General features: G+C 74.2%; 17 protein-coding genes. 8 read left to right on the top strand and 9 right to left on the bottom strand.

The genetic code is table 11. The annotated features are described in order from the left end of the window. Positions 1-141: 141 nt before the first annotated feature. The 3 genes from OG994_RS25150 to OG994_RS25140 form a co-directional block, all read right to left on the bottom strand. Positions 142-864, bottom strand: a complete 723-nt coding sequence (locus OG994_RS25150) for an AIM24 family protein (protein ID WP_120331388.1) — start codon at positions 862-864, stop codon at positions 142-144. A 123-nt stretch (positions 865-987) separates the two neighbouring features. After that, positions 988-1,335 (bottom strand): metallopeptidase family protein, encoded by a 348-nt coding sequence (locus tag OG994_RS25145; protein ID WP_120331387.1) that lies wholly within the window; start codon positions 1,333-1,335, stop codon positions 988-990. A 124-nt stretch (positions 1,336-1,459) separates the two neighbouring features. Then, positions 1,460-1,891 (bottom strand): OsmC family protein, encoded by a 432-nt coding sequence (locus tag OG994_RS25140; protein WP_328851163.1) that lies wholly within the window; start codon positions 1,889-1,891, stop codon positions 1,460-1,462. A 127-nt stretch (positions 1,892-2,018) separates the two neighbouring features. Here OG994_RS25140 and OG994_RS25135 point away from each other — a divergent pair, with 127 nt between their 5' ends. Next, positions 2,019-2,729 (top strand): hypothetical protein, encoded by a 711-nt coding sequence (locus OG994_RS25135; RefSeq protein WP_120331385.1) that lies wholly within the window; start codon positions 2,019-2,021, stop codon positions 2,727-2,729. Between the two features lie 141 nt (positions 2,730-2,870). On the opposite strand, the gene OG994_RS25130 is transcribed toward OG994_RS25135, so the two are convergent. Further along, entirely contained in the window at positions 2,871-3,389 is a 519-nt protein-coding gene (locus OG994_RS25130; RefSeq protein WP_328851162.1) for a GNAT family N-acetyltransferase, read from the bottom strand. A gap of 193 nt (positions 3,390-3,582) precedes the next feature. Here OG994_RS25130 and OG994_RS25125 point away from each other — a divergent pair, with 193 nt between their 5' ends. Together OG994_RS25125 and OG994_RS25120 are read left to right on the top strand one after the other, a co-directional pair. Beyond that, positions 3,583-4,404: an HAD family hydrolase gene (locus OG994_RS25125; RefSeq protein ID WP_328851161.1), complete on the top strand. Its 822-nt coding sequence runs from the start codon at positions 3,583-3,585 to the stop codon at positions 4,402-4,404. Next, entirely contained in the window at positions 4,404-5,216 is an 813-nt protein-coding gene (locus OG994_RS25120; protein ID WP_120331383.1) for an HAD family hydrolase, read from the top strand. Before OG994_RS25125 ends, OG994_RS25120 begins: the two co-directional genes overlap by 1 nt. A gap of 89 nt (positions 5,217-5,305) precedes the next feature. Here the strand turns inward: OG994_RS25120 and OG994_RS25115 are convergent, their stop codons facing one another. Further along, entirely contained in the window at positions 5,306-5,905 is a 600-nt protein-coding gene (locus OG994_RS25115; protein WP_120331382.1) for a bacterial proteasome activator family protein, read from the bottom strand. A gap of 84 nt (positions 5,906-5,989) precedes the next feature. On the opposite strand from OG994_RS25115, the gene OG994_RS25110 reads away from it, so the two are divergent. Together OG994_RS25110 and OG994_RS25105 are read left to right on the top strand one after the other, a co-directional pair. After that, positions 5,990-6,832 (top strand): alpha/beta hydrolase family protein, encoded by an 843-nt coding sequence (locus tag OG994_RS25110; RefSeq protein WP_328851160.1) that lies wholly within the window; start codon positions 5,990-5,992, stop codon positions 6,830-6,832. 45 nt (positions 6,833-6,877) lie between these two features. Further along, a complete protein-coding gene (locus OG994_RS25105) occupies positions 6,878-8,071 on the top strand; it encodes an ABC transporter substrate-binding protein (protein WP_328851159.1) in 1,194 nt (397 codons plus the stop codon). 69 nt (positions 8,072-8,140) lie between these two features. Here the strand turns inward: OG994_RS25105 and ddaH are convergent, their stop codons facing one another. Beyond that, positions 8,141-8,974 carry a dimethylargininase gene (ddaH, locus tag OG994_RS25100; protein ID WP_338042008.1) on the bottom strand — a complete coding sequence of 278 codons (834 nt, stop codon included), beginning with the start codon at positions 8,972-8,974 and terminating at the stop codon, positions 8,141-8,143. Positions 8,975-9,033: 59 nt separating this feature from the next. Between ddaH and OG994_RS25095 the strand changes: the two genes are divergently transcribed. From OG994_RS25095 to OG994_RS25085, 3 genes are all read left to right on the top strand, one after another. Then, complete coding sequence (locus tag OG994_RS25095) at positions 9,034-9,492, top strand: Lrp/AsnC family transcriptional regulator (protein ID WP_120331378.1); 459 nt, start codon at positions 9,034-9,036, stop codon at positions 9,490-9,492. A 57-nt stretch (positions 9,493-9,549) separates the two neighbouring features. Beyond that, the gene (locus OG994_RS25090) at positions 9,550-11,415 is read left to right on the top strand and encodes a beta-propeller domain-containing protein (protein ID WP_328851158.1); all 1,866 of its coding nucleotides are present in this window, start codon (positions 9,550-9,552) and stop codon (positions 11,413-11,415) included. A 128-nt stretch (positions 11,416-11,543) separates the two neighbouring features. Beyond that, on the top strand, positions 11,544-12,500 hold the full coding sequence (locus OG994_RS25085) for a zinc-binding dehydrogenase (protein WP_120331376.1): 957 nt from the start codon (positions 11,544-11,546) through the stop codon (positions 12,498-12,500). A 7-nt stretch (positions 12,501-12,507) separates the two neighbouring features. Here the strand turns inward: OG994_RS25085 and OG994_RS25080 are convergent, their stop codons facing one another. The 3 genes from OG994_RS25080 to mobA all read right to left on the bottom strand — a co-directional run bounded on the left by OG994_RS25080 (position 12,508) and on the right by mobA (position 14,750). Then, a complete protein-coding gene (locus OG994_RS25080) occupies positions 12,508-13,641 on the bottom strand; it encodes a T3SS (YopN, CesT) and YbjN peptide-binding chaperone 1 (protein WP_120331375.1) in 1,134 nt (377 codons plus the stop codon). Between the two features lie 234 nt (positions 13,642-13,875). Next, positions 13,876-14,139, bottom strand: coding sequence for a DUF6457 domain-containing protein (locus tag OG994_RS25075; RefSeq protein WP_328851157.1), 264 nt, complete (start codon positions 14,137-14,139; stop codon positions 13,876-13,878). Continuing rightward, the gene (mobA, locus tag OG994_RS25070; RefSeq protein ID WP_328851156.1) at positions 14,136-14,750 is read right to left on the bottom strand and encodes a molybdenum cofactor guanylyltransferase; all 615 of its coding nucleotides are present in this window, start codon (positions 14,748-14,750) and stop codon (positions 14,136-14,138) included. The genes OG994_RS25075 and mobA overlap by 4 nt, the downstream gene beginning before the upstream one ends. Between the last annotated feature and the right edge of the window lie 16 nt (positions 14,751-14,766).

The raw sequence follows: 14,766 nt of genomic DNA, 5'->3' as shown, positions 1-14,766 counted from the left end.
GACCGGGACGCACGACCACCCGACCGGGACGCACGACCACGTGGCCCGAGCGACGCCCACGCCCCCGAACCGGGACGCGGAGCTGAGCCGCCGGCGCCCGGGCCCGGCCGGCAGGCAGCCGGCCGAGGCGCCGGGGAGCGTTCAGCTCAGCAGGCCGCCGAGCAGGCCGCCCTGCTGCTCCTGCGCGCCGCTGCCCATGACCGGCGGCTCCTCCGACGGCTGCACCACCACGAACCCCTGCCCGGCGAAGCTCATGGTGAACGCCTCGCCGGTGCGCCGACCGAGCAGCGTGCCGAGGCCGAGCTGCTCGGCCCGGTGGTAGCCCGTCTGGAGGTTCGCCGACCAGCACACCGCCGCCTGCGGGTCGACGTACGTCGGCTGGTCGACGTTGAGCACGACCGGGGTGCCCTTCGTGGTGATCGCGATCCGGCCGTAGCCGGTGAACACGCAGTTGAACAGGCCGGACGAGGAGGCCATGCCAGCGCCGCCGACCATCTTGATGTCGTACTGGAGGGTGGAGTCGAAGGCCAGCACGCTGGAGCCGTTGATCGAGAGCGCGTCGCCCGGCTCCAGGTCGATGATGTGGACGTCCTTGGCCAGCTCGGCGAGGAAGACGTCGCCCTGACCGCTGACCCGCATGAGCGGCACGCCCTCGCCGGTGAGCTTCTGCTTGAGGAACTTGCCCAGGCCGCCGGAGCCCAGCGCCTGGAACTGCACGTTCCCCTGGTAGGCGACCATCGACCCGACCCGGGCCATCGCCTCGCCGTTGAGCTCGATCTTCAACATCTTGGAGTTCTGCAGCCGCATGCCGGGCTGCGCGGACTCCTGCTCCAGGTTCTCGGCCGAGAACAGCGAGCTGCGCATGGGTGCCTCCTGAGTCACGATGCCTGCCACGACGACGGTAGGTGACCGTGACAACGGTGGGCATCGGTCACGCGGCGTGGCCGCCGGCGCGGATCGGCGGCGTCGGGGCGGACGACCGGCGGGTCAGGCCCAGCCCAGCTCGTGCAGCCGCTCGTCGTCGATGCCGAAGTGGTGGGCGATCTCGTGCACCACGGTGATCGCGACCTCGTCGACGACGTCGTCCTCCGTGTCGCAGATGCGCAGGATGGGGTGGCGGTAGATGAAGATCCGGTCCGGCAACACCCCGGAGTAGTCCCAGCCCCGCTCGGTCAGGGCGTGCCCCTCATAGAGGCCGAGCAGGTCGTCCTCGCCCGGCGGCGGGTCGTCCTCGACGAGGATCACCACGTTGTTCATGAGGCCGAGCAGTTCCTCGGGCACCTCGTCGAGAGCGTCGGCGACCAGCTCCTCGAAGCGCTCGCGGCTCATCTCCATCGGCACCACGCCATTCTGCCCGACGCCGCCCGTACGCGGCCCCACCAAGATCCCTACCCGCCCACGGAGAGAGCGGCCGTCGCCCGGACGGGGGCCCTCTCCGTGAGCGTGCGGTCGACGGGGGTCAGGAGGCGAGGCGGGCGGTGAGGGTGATCTCGGCGCCCGGCGAGAGCAGGCGGGAGATCGGGCAGTTCGCCTTGGCCGCCTCGGCGAGCTTCTGGAACTCGCCCTCGTCGAGGCCCGGCACCTGCCCGACGGTCTCCAGGTCGATCCGGGTCACGCTGAACCCGGCGTCGGTCTTCTCGAAGTGGACCTTGGCGGTGGTCTCCACGGAGGTGGGCGTCGCACCAGCGTCGGCGAGCGCCTTCGAGAAGGCCATCGAGAAGCAGCCGGCGTGCGCGGCGCCGATCAGCTCCTCGGGGTTGGTGCCCTCCCCCTCCTCGAAGCGCGACTTGAACGAGTAGTTCCCCTCGAGCCCGCCCTTGCCGGTGCGGAGCGTGCCGGACCCCTCGGTGAGGTTGCCCTGCCAACGTGCGGAAGCGGTACGGATAGGCATGGTGCCGACGCTATCGGAAAGCGACACCACCTGCGACGGGCTCCCGCGACGCCCGCGCTGCGATCCCCGTCACCGCCGTCCCCTGTGCCATCATTCGACCAGGCCCGTGACCGGCGGAAGGATGGCGATGTCCCGAGAGCTTCCCATCCCGCGTCAGGACGACCGCTCCGACGGCACGGCCGTCATCGAGTGGGGCGAGGTCGAGTCCGGGGCGCCGGAGCGCCGGCATCCGCTCGCCGCGCTCGGCCGGGACGGGCTGCTGCCACCGCTGCTCGCGGGGCTGGGAGCGGTGGCCGGCGTCGGTTCGCTGTTCGGCGAGTGGGTGGTGATGACCCTGCCCGACAGTGGCCGCGACGACCAGCCGCTCGAGGTGCCCGCCGGGGTCGCCGAGATCGGCGGCCTCGGGATCGGCTACCTGGTGGGGCTGCTCGCCCTGGTCTGCGCCGTGGCTCTCGCGCTGCGGGGCACACCGGGTGTCCGGCCCAACGCCCGGGTCGCCGGATTCGCCCTGGCCGGGTCGCTGCTGGCGGTGCTCGCCGTCGCCGCGGTCCAACTGGACGACCCGGTGCGGCGCGGGATCCTCTACTCCCCCCAGGACGGCTTCCGCATCGAGTACGGCCGAGGCCTCGTGATGGCCTTCGTGGCCTGCGCGCTGCTCGGCGCGGCGCTGCGGCTCGCGCCGTACGCCGCCGTGCCGGACGGGACCGAGCCGTCCGGGCCCGTGCTCCCGCGGCGGCGCCGGGCGGTGCGGGAGGAGCCCGACGACGTGCCGCCGGCGCCGGCCGACCTGACCGTCCAGCCGACCGTGCCGTTCGCCCGCCCGGAACCGCCGATCTGAGTCCCGGCCGCCGCGCCGTCAGGGCGACGGACGCGGCGAGGCTCCGTGCCGGCCGCCCGGCCGCCGGTTCGCTCCTGGCTCACGGACCGGCCGCCAGCACGGCAACCGCCCCGCGGACCCGCCGCCGGCAGGGCTCCGCACTCACGGACCGACCCAGCGCACCTCGCCGTCGACCAGCGCGTCGGTGGCGCGCAGGCCGAGCCGCTCGGCCACCCGCGCCGACGCGCGGTGGTCGGGGTGCACGTGGGCGATCAGCGCGGCGATGCCGTGCCGGTCGAGCCAGCCGACCATGGCGGTGGCGGCCTCGGCGGCGTAGCCGCGGCCCTGCTGCGGCGCGACGACGACCCAGGCCAGCTCGGCCACCGTACGGGCGCCGTCGAGCCGGATCGTGGCCTGTACGGTGCCCACCGCGTCGCCGGTCTCCCGGTGCCGCACGATCCAGTTCAGCCAGCCCTCGGCGCCGTCCGGCGAGTGCCCGGCGGCCTGGCGGGCGTACCGGTACCGCAGTTCCTGAAGCGTTGCCGGCCGGCCGCCGATGAACTCGTGCAGGCGCTCGTCGCGCAGGAGCGGGGCCATCTCGTCCGCGTGCTCGACCCGCAGCGGCTCCAGCACGAGCCGCTCGGTCTCGATGGGCTCCGCCGCCGGCCAGTCGCGCACCACACCCCTCACCGTACGACGACGGGCCGGGCGGGAACGCCGACAACCAGGGTCCGCCGCGGGTTGGCATCCGATTCGCCTGGAAGCCATGGTTGTGACCGGTCGGGCGAGGTACGGTTGCTGCCCGCCGTCACTCCGGGTCGACGATCGACCACTGAAACGGCTGGTTGCGACGGCGGCGGGCGAAGGAGGAACGATGACCCGCCCGGGACTGCCCAAGCTGATCGCCACCGACCTCGACGGGACGCTCGTCCGCAGCGACGACACCGTGTCGGCGTACACCCACGAGGTGCTCGACCGGGTGCGGGCCGCCGGGATTCCGGTGGTGGGCGCCACCGGCCGCGGCCCCCGGCTGACCGAGCTGACCCGCAACGACATCCGCGCGGCCGACTTCCTGGTGATGGCCGGCGGCGGGCGCGTGGTCGACCAGAGCGATCCGGCCGGCCCGGTGGTGCTCCGGGACGAGCGGCTCCCCGCCGAGGTGCTCGCCCGGATCCTCGCCGACCTGGAGGCCGAGGTCGGCCCCCTGACCGTGATGGTGGAGGCGTCCGACGAGCACGACGCCCCGCTCTGGGGTGACCACGACCCGAGCTGGCCCTACCAGGACCGGTTCGAGCCGCGTACCCGGGCGGAGTGCCTCTCCAGCGACGTGATCAAGGCGTTCGCGCGCACGGCGGACCACCACGTCGACGAACTGCTCGACGTGGCCCGCCGGATCGTGCCGCCGGAGGTGGCCACGCTCACCCAGGCGGGGCTCGGGTTCGTGGAGATCTGCCCGCCCGGGGTCGACAAGGCCACCGGGCTGGCCGTCGTGGCGCAGACCCTCGGCGTCGACCCGGGCGACGTGCTGGTCTTCGGTGACATGCCGAACGACCTGCCGATGTTCGCGTGGGCGGGCTGGTCCCGGGTGGCCGTCTCCAACGCGCACCCGGCCGTGCGGGCGGCCGCCGACGAGGTGACCCTGCGCAACGACGACGACGGGGTGGCGGTCTACCTGGACCGACTACTCTCCCGGTGATGGGAGAGACACCTCGACTGGTCGCCACCGACATCGACGGGACGCTGCTCCGGGACGACCGGACCGTCAGCCCGCGCACCGCCGAGGTGCTGGCCCGGATCAGCGCGCGGGGCACGCCGGTCGTGCTGGTCACGGGACGCCCGATCCGCTGGATGAAGCTGGTGTACGAGCAGCTGGCCGAGCCGCTGCCCGCGATCTGCGCGAACGGCGCCGTCGTGTACGACCCGGTCGGTGACGAGGTGCTGCGGGCCGATCCGCTGGCCCCCGAGCTGCTCGCGGAGGTGGCGCGGCGGCTGCGGGCCGAGGTGCCCGGGGTGAGCTTCGCCGTCGAGGTGACCGACAGCCGGCAGATGCGGCACGAGGCGCACTACCCGATGCGCTGGGACGCCGACCACGACGCGATCCGCGCCGTGGAGTCGCCCGAGGAGCTGCTGGAGGCGCCCGCGGTGAAGCTGCTGGCCCGCGCCGGCGAACAGGACCCGGACGCGTTCGTGGAGCTGGTGGCGGCGGCCCTGGAAGGGCTGGCGGAGGCGACCCACTCGTCGTACTCGGGGCTCGTCGAGATCTCCGCGGCCGGGGTGACGAAGGCGGCGGGGCTGGCCTGGTACTGCGGGCGGCTCGGCATCGACGCGGCCGACGTGCTGGCCTTCGGCGACATGCCGAACGACGTGCCGATGCTCACCTGGGCCGGCCGGGCCGTCGCGGTGGCGAACGCGCACCGGGCCGTCCTGGAGATCGCGCACGAGGTCGCGCCCGCCAACGACGAGGACGGCGTGGCGGCCCACCTGGAGAAGGTCTTCGGCGTGGGGTGAGCGCCGGCCGGGGCGGGACGCCCACGGCCGGCGCGGTTCCCCGAGGGCCGCTACCCGGTCGGCCGCGCCGTCGCACGCGGCCGGCGGGATCAGAGGTACTGGCCGGTGCTGTGCCCCTCGCCGCCCTGCGACTGCCCCATGCCCGGCATCCCGGGCGCCATCCCGCCGGGGCCGCTGGGCAGCGCCCGTCCGGATCGCATCTGCTCGAGCTGCACCCGGGCGGCCATCTGCTGGGCGACCAGCGCCGCCTGGATGCCGTGGAAGAGACCCTCCAGCCAGCCGACCAGCTGGGCGTGCGCGATGCGCAGCTCGCTCTCGCTCGGCGCGCCCTCCTCGGTGAAGGGCAGCGAGATGCGCTCCAGTTCCTCGCGCAGCTCGGGGGCGAGACCCTCCTTGAGCTCGACGATCGACCGCTCGTGGATCTCCCGCATCCGGTGCCGGCTGGCGTCGTCCAGCGGTGCGGCCTTGACCTCCTCCAGCAACTGCTTGATCATGCTGCCGATCCGCATCACCTTCGCGGGCTGCTCGACGAGGCGGGTCGGGTCCTCCCCCTGCCCGTCGTCGGTCTGCACGGTGCCGACGGGCCGGCCGTCAGGGCCGACCACCACCACCGTGCCGGAGTGACCGGTGCCCTCGTGGCCCGGCTCGTCGTTCTGTCCAGCGGAGCGCGCTTCGGTCATGGGAACCATCTTTACCCAGCGCCCGGTCCCGACGCTCGCCGGGACCGACTCCCTCACCCCGGCGCCGTCCGGCGGTCGCGCTACCGTCACGCCATGTCCGCCGATCCGCGCGCCGTCCTGACCCGGCCCGCACCGGAGCCCGACCACACGGTGGCGTACGGCGACCATCCCGATCACGTCGCCGACCTCCGCGAGCCGGCCGTGAGCGAGCCGGGTGGGGACGGGCCGGCCCGCCCGCTCGTCGTCGTGGTGCACGGCGGCTTCTGGCGGTCCGAGTACGACCGGCGGCACACCGGCCCGATGGCCGCGGCCCTGGCCGCGCTCGGGTACCCCGTGGCGCAGGTGGAGTACCGGCGTACCGGGCAGCCGGGCGGCGGCTGGCCGAACACCCTCACCGACGTCCTCGCGGGCGTGACCGCACTGCCCCGGCTGGCCGCGTCGGCGATGCCGGGCCGGGTCCCCGACGCCCCACCGATCCTTCTCGGCCACTCGGCGGGCGGCCACCTCGCGCTCTACGTGGCCGCCACGGCCCCGGCGGCGGTCGGTGGCGTGCTCGCCCTCGCCCCGGTGGCCGACCTCGGGGAGGCGTACCGGCGGGACCTGGACTCCGGCGCGGTCGCGGCGCTGCTCGGCGGCGGCCCGGACGAGGTGCCGGACCGGTACGCGGCGGCCGATCCGCAGGCGTTGGTACCGATTCGGCCACGGACAGTAGTCGTCCACGGGGAGCGTGACCGGCAGGTGCCGGTGGCGATGAGCCGGGGATTCGTGGCGGCAGCCCGTGCCGCCGGTTCCGATATGACCCTCGTTGAGCTACAAGAATGCGAGCATTTCGGGCTAATCGACCCCGAGTCGGCCGCCTGGCCGGCCGTGGTGGACGCGTTGCGATCCCTGCACGAAGATCATCGGCGGATTGACGCAGCGTCGCGGAGCAGGTAGAACGCCGGAGGGGCGACCGGCCCCCACCCCTGTTGGAAGGACTCGGTGTCGCAGATGAACCGCAGACGGGCGCTCCAAATCCTGGCCGCGCTCGGTACCACCGGACTCCTCACGGCGTGCGGCGACGACGCCGCCGACGGCGGGTCGACCGACACCAAGAGCCCCATCAAGATCGGCCTGATCGCACCGCAGGCGGGCGGCCTCAAGGCCATCGGCGACGAGATCACCAACGGCTTCCAGCTCTTCCTCGACCTGCACGACCAGCGGCTCGGCGGGCACCCGGTCACGCTGCTCACCGCCGACGAGGGCGAGACCGTCAACTCCGGCAAGGCCGCGGTCGACAAGCTGCTGCAGCAGGGCGTCCTCGCCCTGACCGGCGTGGTCAACTCCGCCGTCATGCTCGGCATCCGCGACACCGTGGAGCAGGCCCGGGTGCCCCTCGTCGGCTCGAACGCGTCGCCGAGCACGCTCGCCAGCGTGGTCTACATCTGGCGTACGTCGTACGTGCTCGACGAGGCGGGGAAGGCGCTCGCGGGCTACCTCAAGGAGAAGCTCCGCCCCGACGACAAGCTGGCGATCATCGTCCCGGACAGCGTCGGCGGCGACGACGTGGTGCGCGGCTTCCGGCAGGAGTTCGGCGCCTCCGACCCCCGCATCGCGGGCGCGGTCATCAAGACCACCGCCGCCGCCAACCCCGGCAAGACGGCGTACGTGCAGGACATCCGGCGGGCGCTCAACCGCAAGCCCACCGCCGTGCTCTGCTTCTACACGGCCGAGGCCGGCGTCGAGTTCATCCGCCAGCTCCGCAACGAGGGCTACAAGGGACCGGTGTACGCACCCGGTTTCCTCACCGAGGGCACGGCGCTGGAGAACATGAAGGGCGACGCCGCCAACATCGAGACCGCCCTCAACTACTCGGCCGACCTCAGCAACACGGCGAACCGGGTGTTCGCCTCGGCGTACCGGAAGAAGCACAACACCTCGCCCACCACGTACGCCATGGCCTCCTACGACGCGGCGCAGGTGCTCGACCAGGCCATCGACCTGGCCGGCGAGAACCCGAACCCGCAGCAGGTCAACCTCGCTCTCGGCAAGCTCGGGCAGATCGACAGCCCGCGCGGCATCTGGCAGTTCAACCAGCCGCGTACGCCGCAGCAGAAGTGGTACCTGCGCCGGGTGCAGAACGACGGCCAGGTGCTGTCCAACGTCCTGATCACCGAGCTGGCCACGCTCGGCTGAGCCCGGAGGCACCGGGGCCGTCCCCCCGCGCGGGAGGACGGCCCCGGTGCGACGTGCCCGTCGCGGCGGTCAGTGCCGCAGCTCGGCGATGCAGCACTTCACGCTGCCGCCGCCCTTCTTCAGTTCGGTCAGCTCGACCGGGACCGGGTGGTAGCCCGCCGCCTCGAGCTTCTCGGCGAGCCCGACCGCCTCGCTGTTGAGCACCACGTTGCGGCCGTCGCTCACCAGGTTGAGCCCGAAGGCGATGGCATCGGCGTCGTCCGCGACCACGGCGTCCGGGAAGAGCTGCGCGAGGACCCGCTGGCTGGCCGTCGAGAACGCGCCCGGGAAGTAGACGATGTTGGCGTCGTCGACGGCGGCGAGCGCCACGTCGAGGTGGTAGAAGCGGGGGTCGACGAGCCGCAGCGACACCACGGGCCGACCGAGGGCCTCCTGCGCCTCGGCGTGCGCCGGAAGCTCCGTCCGGAACCCGTGGCCGGCGAGGATCAGCCCGCCGTGCGCCTCCGGGACGTACGCGAAGTCGCCCTCGCCCTCGTTGGTCTCGTTCGGCGCGATGAACCGCCAGCCCTGCGCCTCGTAGAACGCCCGGTGCGCGGCGGCCTCGGCGGCCCGCTGCTCGTGCTTGAACCGGGCGCCGTAGACGGTCCCGTCCACCACGAACGCGCCGTTGGCGGCGTACACCATGTCGGGCAGGCCCGGCTCGGGCGCGAGCAGGTGCACCTCGTGGCCGAGGCCCACGAGGGTCTCCCGCAGCCGGTCCCACTGCTTCACAGCCAGTTCGCGGTCGACCGGGGTGGTGAGGTCCATCCACGGGTTAATCGCGTACTCGACCGCGAAGTGCTCGGGGGAGCACATGAGATATGTCCGCTTTCGCGGCACTCGCTGGTGGTTCACGGTCACCAAGGGTAGGTATCCTCCAACTTTGGTAACAGCCACAACCATTGCTTCCCAGAGGCGGAACGTTGCAGATCGACGCCGTTGACCAGCGGATCATTGCGTTGCTCGTCGCCGACGCCCGGGCGTCGTATGCCGACATCGGCAACCGGGTGTCACTCTCCGCCCCGGCCGTCAAGCGACGGGTCGACCGGCTGCGCGCCGCGGGGGTCATCCGGGGGTTCACGGCCGTCGTCGACCCGGCCGCCGTCGGGTGGACCACCGAGGCCTTCGTCGAGCTGTTCTGCGCCGGCCGGACGACGCCCGCGCAGATCGGCGCGGCGGCCCGACGGCACCCCGAGGTGGTCGGCGCGTACACCGTCTCCGGGGAGGCCGACGCGCTGGTGCACCTGCGCGCCGCCGACATCGCCCACCTGGAGGCGGCGCTCGAACGGCTGCGGGCCGAGCCGTTCGTGACGTCCACCCGCAGCACCATCGTGCTGTCCCGGCTGGTCGAGTCACCCGGCGTCGGCCCCTCCGCCGGTTGATCCGGATCGTTCGCACCAGCCGGGAACCACGGCCCACGATGTCCCGTCGAACCGGCCATGACACGGGGAGTCCCGATCGCCGCGGTCGGCACGCTGGCCGCGCTCACGCTGCTCGCCGGCAGCGGCGTCCCGCCCACCGCCGGGGCGACCACGCCCACCACACCCACCGCACCCGCCGGTCCGATGCGGCTGGTCGCCTACGACTCCTGCGCCGAGGCGCTGGCCGACCTGCGCGCGGCCGCCGGCGCGGCGGTCGGGCCGTGGGGTCTCGGCGGGGACGAGATCGTCCCGGCCGTGGCGAAGGCGGGCGGCGGCGACCGGTACGCCGCGGAGTCCGCTCCGGAACACTCGACCACGAACGTCCACGAGATCGGGGCGGACGAGCCGGACCTGGTCAAGACCGACGGCCGCCGCATCGTGACGATCGGTGACGGCGTGCTGCGCGTTATCGACCCGGCGACCCGGCGCACGACCGGACGTCTCGATCTCGGGGCGGGCCCACTGCCCGACCGCCACCGGGAGCGCAACCTGCTGTTGCTCGGTGACCGGGCGTTGGTGCTCGGCGGGCCGGCCCGGGTGACGTTCCGGCCGGCCGACGACACGGCCACGGGCGGGGCCACCCTGCTCACCCTGGTGGACCTCGCGGCGGCGACGCCCACCGTGCTCGCCACCTACTCGATCGACGGTGTCCTGCTCGACGCCCGGCAGACCGGCGACACGGCCCGGGTCGTGGTCCGCTCCCATCCCCGGCTCGACTTCCCGTTCCGACGGGACGCCAGCGACGCCGAACGGATCGCCGCCAACCGGGCCGTGATCGCGGAGACCGGTCTGGACGCCTGGCTGCCCGCGTACGAGTGGACCGGCGGCGGGCAGCGGCACGCCGCCCGTGTGGGCTGCGACCGGCTGAGCCGTCCGGCCGACGCCACCGGCACCTCCCTGCTGACCGTGCTCAGTTTCGACCTCACGGCCGACCGGCTGGGCGACGGCGACCCGGTGAGCGTCGCGGCCGACGCCGACGTCGTGTACGGCACGGCGACGAGCCTCTGGCTGGCCGGTGACCGGACCGTGGAGCGGTCACGCCCGAGCTGGTGGGGCCGGCAGCGGTCGGAGGTGAGCACGGTCCTCCACCAGTTCGACACGGCCGGCCCCGGGCGCCCGCGCTACCTCGCCAGCGGGGCGGTGCCCGGATGGCTCGTCAACCAGTACGCGCTGTCCGAGTGGCGGGGTGACCTGCGCGTCGCGACGACCGTCGACGCCCGCGCGGGACGCCCAGGCTCCTCGGAGTCGGCGGTGTACGTGCTGCGCCGGCAGGGCGGCACGCTGGAGCGGGTCGGCGCCGTCACGGGCCTGGGCCGGGGCGAGCGGATCCACTCGGTGCGCTTCCTCGGCGGCACCGGCCACGTGGTGACCTTCCGCCAGACGGACCCGCTCTACACGCTGGACCTGACCGATCCGGCCGCGCCCCGGGTCACGGGCGAGCTGAAGATCACCGGCTACTCGGCCTACCTGCACCCGCTGCCGGACGGGCGGCTGCTCGGCGTGGGCCAGGAGGCCGACGCGCGGGGCCGGACGCAGGGCCTCCAGGTCTCCCTCTTCGACGTGCGCGACCCGACCCGACCGGCGCGGCTCGACCGGTACCACGTGCCCGGCGCCTGGTCGGCGGTGGAGTTCGATCCGCACGCCTTCCTGTACCACCCGGGGACCGGCCTGGTCGCGCTGCCCGTCGACGACGGCGTACGGCTCCTGCGGGTCACCGGCGACGGCATCAGCGAGATCGGACGGGTGACCCACCCGGACGGCAACGGGCGCGGCGTGGACCGGTCGTTGCTCGTCGGCGACACGCTGTGGACGGTCTCGGCAGCCGGTCTGCGCGCCAGCGACCCGCGTACGGGACGGAGCCTCGACTGGCTGCCCTCGACCTGAATCTCCCTCCCCCGGCGGGTGGGGCCCGGATTGTCGGGGATCCGGGCCCCACCCGCCCTTGACCTGAAGTCGGGTTCACGGTGTCGACTGGTCACCGGGAACCGGACGGAGCGGGCGGGGAGAGTGTCGTGCGAGCGGTGTGGTTGCGGGAGTTCGGCGGGCCGGAGGTGCTCGCGGTCGGTCCGGCGCCGGATCCGGTGCCCGGGCCGGGCCAGGTGCTCATCGACGTGGCGCACGTCAACATCACGTTCGTGGAGACGCAGTTCCGCGCCGGCCGGCCCGGTCCCTTCGGCGGCACACCGCCGCTGATCCCCGGCAACGGCGTGGGCGGCGTGATCGCCGCGGTCGGCGCCGGCGTCGACCCGGCCTCGATCGGCCGCCGCGTGGTGAGCGGCACCGGTGGCTCCGGCGCGTACGCCGAGCGGGTCGCCGTGGACGCCGCGCTGCCCATCGAGGTGCCCGACGGGCTGTCCCTCGACGCGGCGGTGGCGCTGCTCGCCGACGGGCGTACGGCCGCCATGCTCGTCGACACGGTCGACCTGCGGCCCGGCGAGCGGGTCCTCGTGGAGGCGGCCGCGGGCGGGGTGGGAAGCCTGCTGGTCCAGCTCGCCGCCGCCACGGGCGCGCGCGTCGTGGGGCTCGCCGGCGGGCGGCGCAAGGTGTCACTGCTGCCCGCGTTCGGCGCGGAGGTGGCGGTGGACTACCTCCGGCCCGACTGGGCCGACCAGGTCCGCGCCGCCACGGACGGGGTCGACGTCGTGTTCGACGGGGTGGGGGGCGAGGTCGGCCGGACCGCGTTCACGCTGCTCGGGCCGGGCGGCCGCATGGTCAGCTTCGGCCTGGCCAGCGGCGAGTGGGCCGGGGTGCCCGCCGAGGACGCCGCCGAGCGGGGCGTACGCCTGGTGCGGCCGGACGTGCCGCCGGCGCGGCTGCGGGCGTACGCCGAACGGGCGCTGGCGGAGGCCGCGGCCGGGCGGCTGCGGCCGGTGATCGGCCAGCGGTTCCCGCTGGAGCGGGCCGCCGACGCGCACGCGGCCATCGAGTCGCGGGCCACGGTGGGCAAGACGCTGCTGGACGTCCGCTGACGGGACCTCAGAGGTACATGCCGGTGCGGTGCTCCCCCTCGTCGCGGCGGACCGCCTTGTCGCCCTCGCCGAAGAACCGCTTGCCGCCGAACTCGCCGTGCAGCCGGTCGTCCAGCTCGTCGGCGAGGCCGGTCATCACCTGCACGGCCAGCATGAGGTGGGTGGGCTGGAAGTTCCTGCCGAACACCGGGATGGACGCCCACACCGTGTCGTCGGCGCAGTAGAGGCGGCCGATGGGCATCCGGTTGGTCAGCTCGGAGAGCTTCACGTAGAGCCGCTCGGTGGGCCGGACCTCGGTGAGCACCGGGGAGAAGACGTCGACCAGGGGCGGATTGTCCCGGACCCGGACGAACACCATGGCCGAGCCGGCCCGGATGTTGATGTCGCCGTCCGAGTCCACCTGGAGGCGGTCGGAGTCGGACTTCAGCATGGTGGAGACGACCGTCCGGACGCGCTCCTCCAGCGCCAGCACGTCGTTCTGCTCCGTCTGGGCGGCGACGGCCTCGACCAGCGCCTCGTCCAGGTCGGCCTCGGCCACGCGGCCCGGCCCGAACTCGCTGCGCGCCGTGCCCAGCGGCGCCCCCGGCAGTGGCTCCCCCTCCGCGTCGTGGATCAGGTAGACGAGGAACGCGGGGTGCGGGGCGCCGTAGACGTCGCGCAGCGTGCGGGAGAGCAGCGCGGCGATCCGGTTGGCGTCGGCCGTCGTGCCCTCCAGCCCGAAGTACTCGCCGGAGCCCTCGACGACACCGGGCGGCGACCAGCCGAGCGCGATCATGTCCGCCACCGCCATCCGGTCCAGCCGGTAGCCGTCCGGCAGGCTGGCGTTGCCGACCGCCCGCGCGGAGAGCCGGCCCTCCGCGCCCACGTCGACACCGATCGAGTAGACGGCGTCACCCGTTCCGGAGGCGGTGGGATCGAGGGTCAGCTCGACGTGCGCGCCCTCGGGGAGCGCCGGCAGCCGTTCGGCGAGCGACCGCGCGAACTCCTGCCACGCCTGGGTCACCTTCGCGCGCAGGTCGGCCGTGCTCGGCTCGTCGAGCAGGATCGACTCGGGGTGCTCCGCCTGCGCCGGGGTGCCCGGCTGCCCGGGTGCGGTGCCGGGCGGTTCACCGGGCGGCGTCGAGGGGTGGTCTGCCGTCATGATCGCCTCCGTCCGTCACGGTCACCCTACCCACGGGCCCCGCAGGCCGAATCAGGGCCGACCGTGATCGGACACCGGCCCCGCGGCGATGGGCCGCACCGGCGTTCGGGAACGACGAAACACCTGGTCGAGGCGGGTGCCGGGTGGGGCGTCGCGGGCGCCGGCGGCGCGTCGCGGGCATCCGCCATGCGTCGCGGGCGCGGGCGGAGCCGGAGGCTCGGCGGTGCCGGCGGGTCAGGAGGAGGCGTCGGCGCGGTCCGCGCCGAGTTCGACCGGCCAGCCGGCGGCCAACGCGCGCAGCCGCTCGGCCGCGTCGGCCGGGTCGGCCCCGCGCCCCACGGCCAGCCCGAGGAGGTACGCGGACACCGGCGCGCCCGGGCGCAGCACCTGGTGGGCGACGTCCTTCGCGAGGCCCAGCACGGCCGGCACCGGCACCTGGCCGGGATCGAGACCCAACTCGGCACAGGCCGCCGTGACCCAGTCGTCCATCACCGTCATCGTGCCCACTCCTCCGCCCGGCGTACGTCCTCGTCAGTGTCGCAGTCGAACCACGGTGGGGGGCCGTCACCGGCCCAGGCCACCTCGCGTACGGCGAGCCCGGCCAGCAGGGCACGGACCGGGGCCCCGGCGACGCTGCCACCCCGCTCCGCGGCGAGCCGGTCCAGCGCACCCCGCAGCGCCGGCACCCGCCACACCCCGCAGAGCATCTGCCGCCGGCCGTCGGCGTCGACGTAGCAGGCGCCGTCGGCCTCGACGCGCCCGCCCGCCGGGTCGGCCAGTGCGCGCAGCAGGAGCGCGACCGCGTCCCGGGTGAGCAGTGGCAGGTCGGCGGCGAGCAGGGCGACGACGGACGTGCCGGCATCGAGGAGCGCGAGCCCGGCCGCGGTGGCCGCCACCGGCCCGCCCCCGGGTGGCCGCTCGCGCGTCACCCGTACGCCGGCGGGCGGCGTGTCGGCCGGGCCGACCAGGATCCGCGGCGAGGCGTCGGCGATCGCGGACAGCACCCGGTCACGCATCGACCGGCCGCCGACCGGCAGCGCGGGCTTGTCCACCCCGCCCATCCGGCGGGCCGCGCCACCCGCGAGCACCACCGCCGCGTACGCCCCCACGCGGCCCACGGTAGCC

Origin of the sequence: Micromonospora globbae, assembly GCF_036184225.1 — a bacterium.
Taxonomy (GTDB): Bacteria; Actinomycetota; Actinomycetes; order Mycobacteriales; family Micromonosporaceae; genus Micromonospora; species Micromonospora globbae.
The sequence above is the reverse complement of the archived record's forward strand: the minus strand, read 5'-3'. Positions and strand labels throughout refer to the sequence as shown.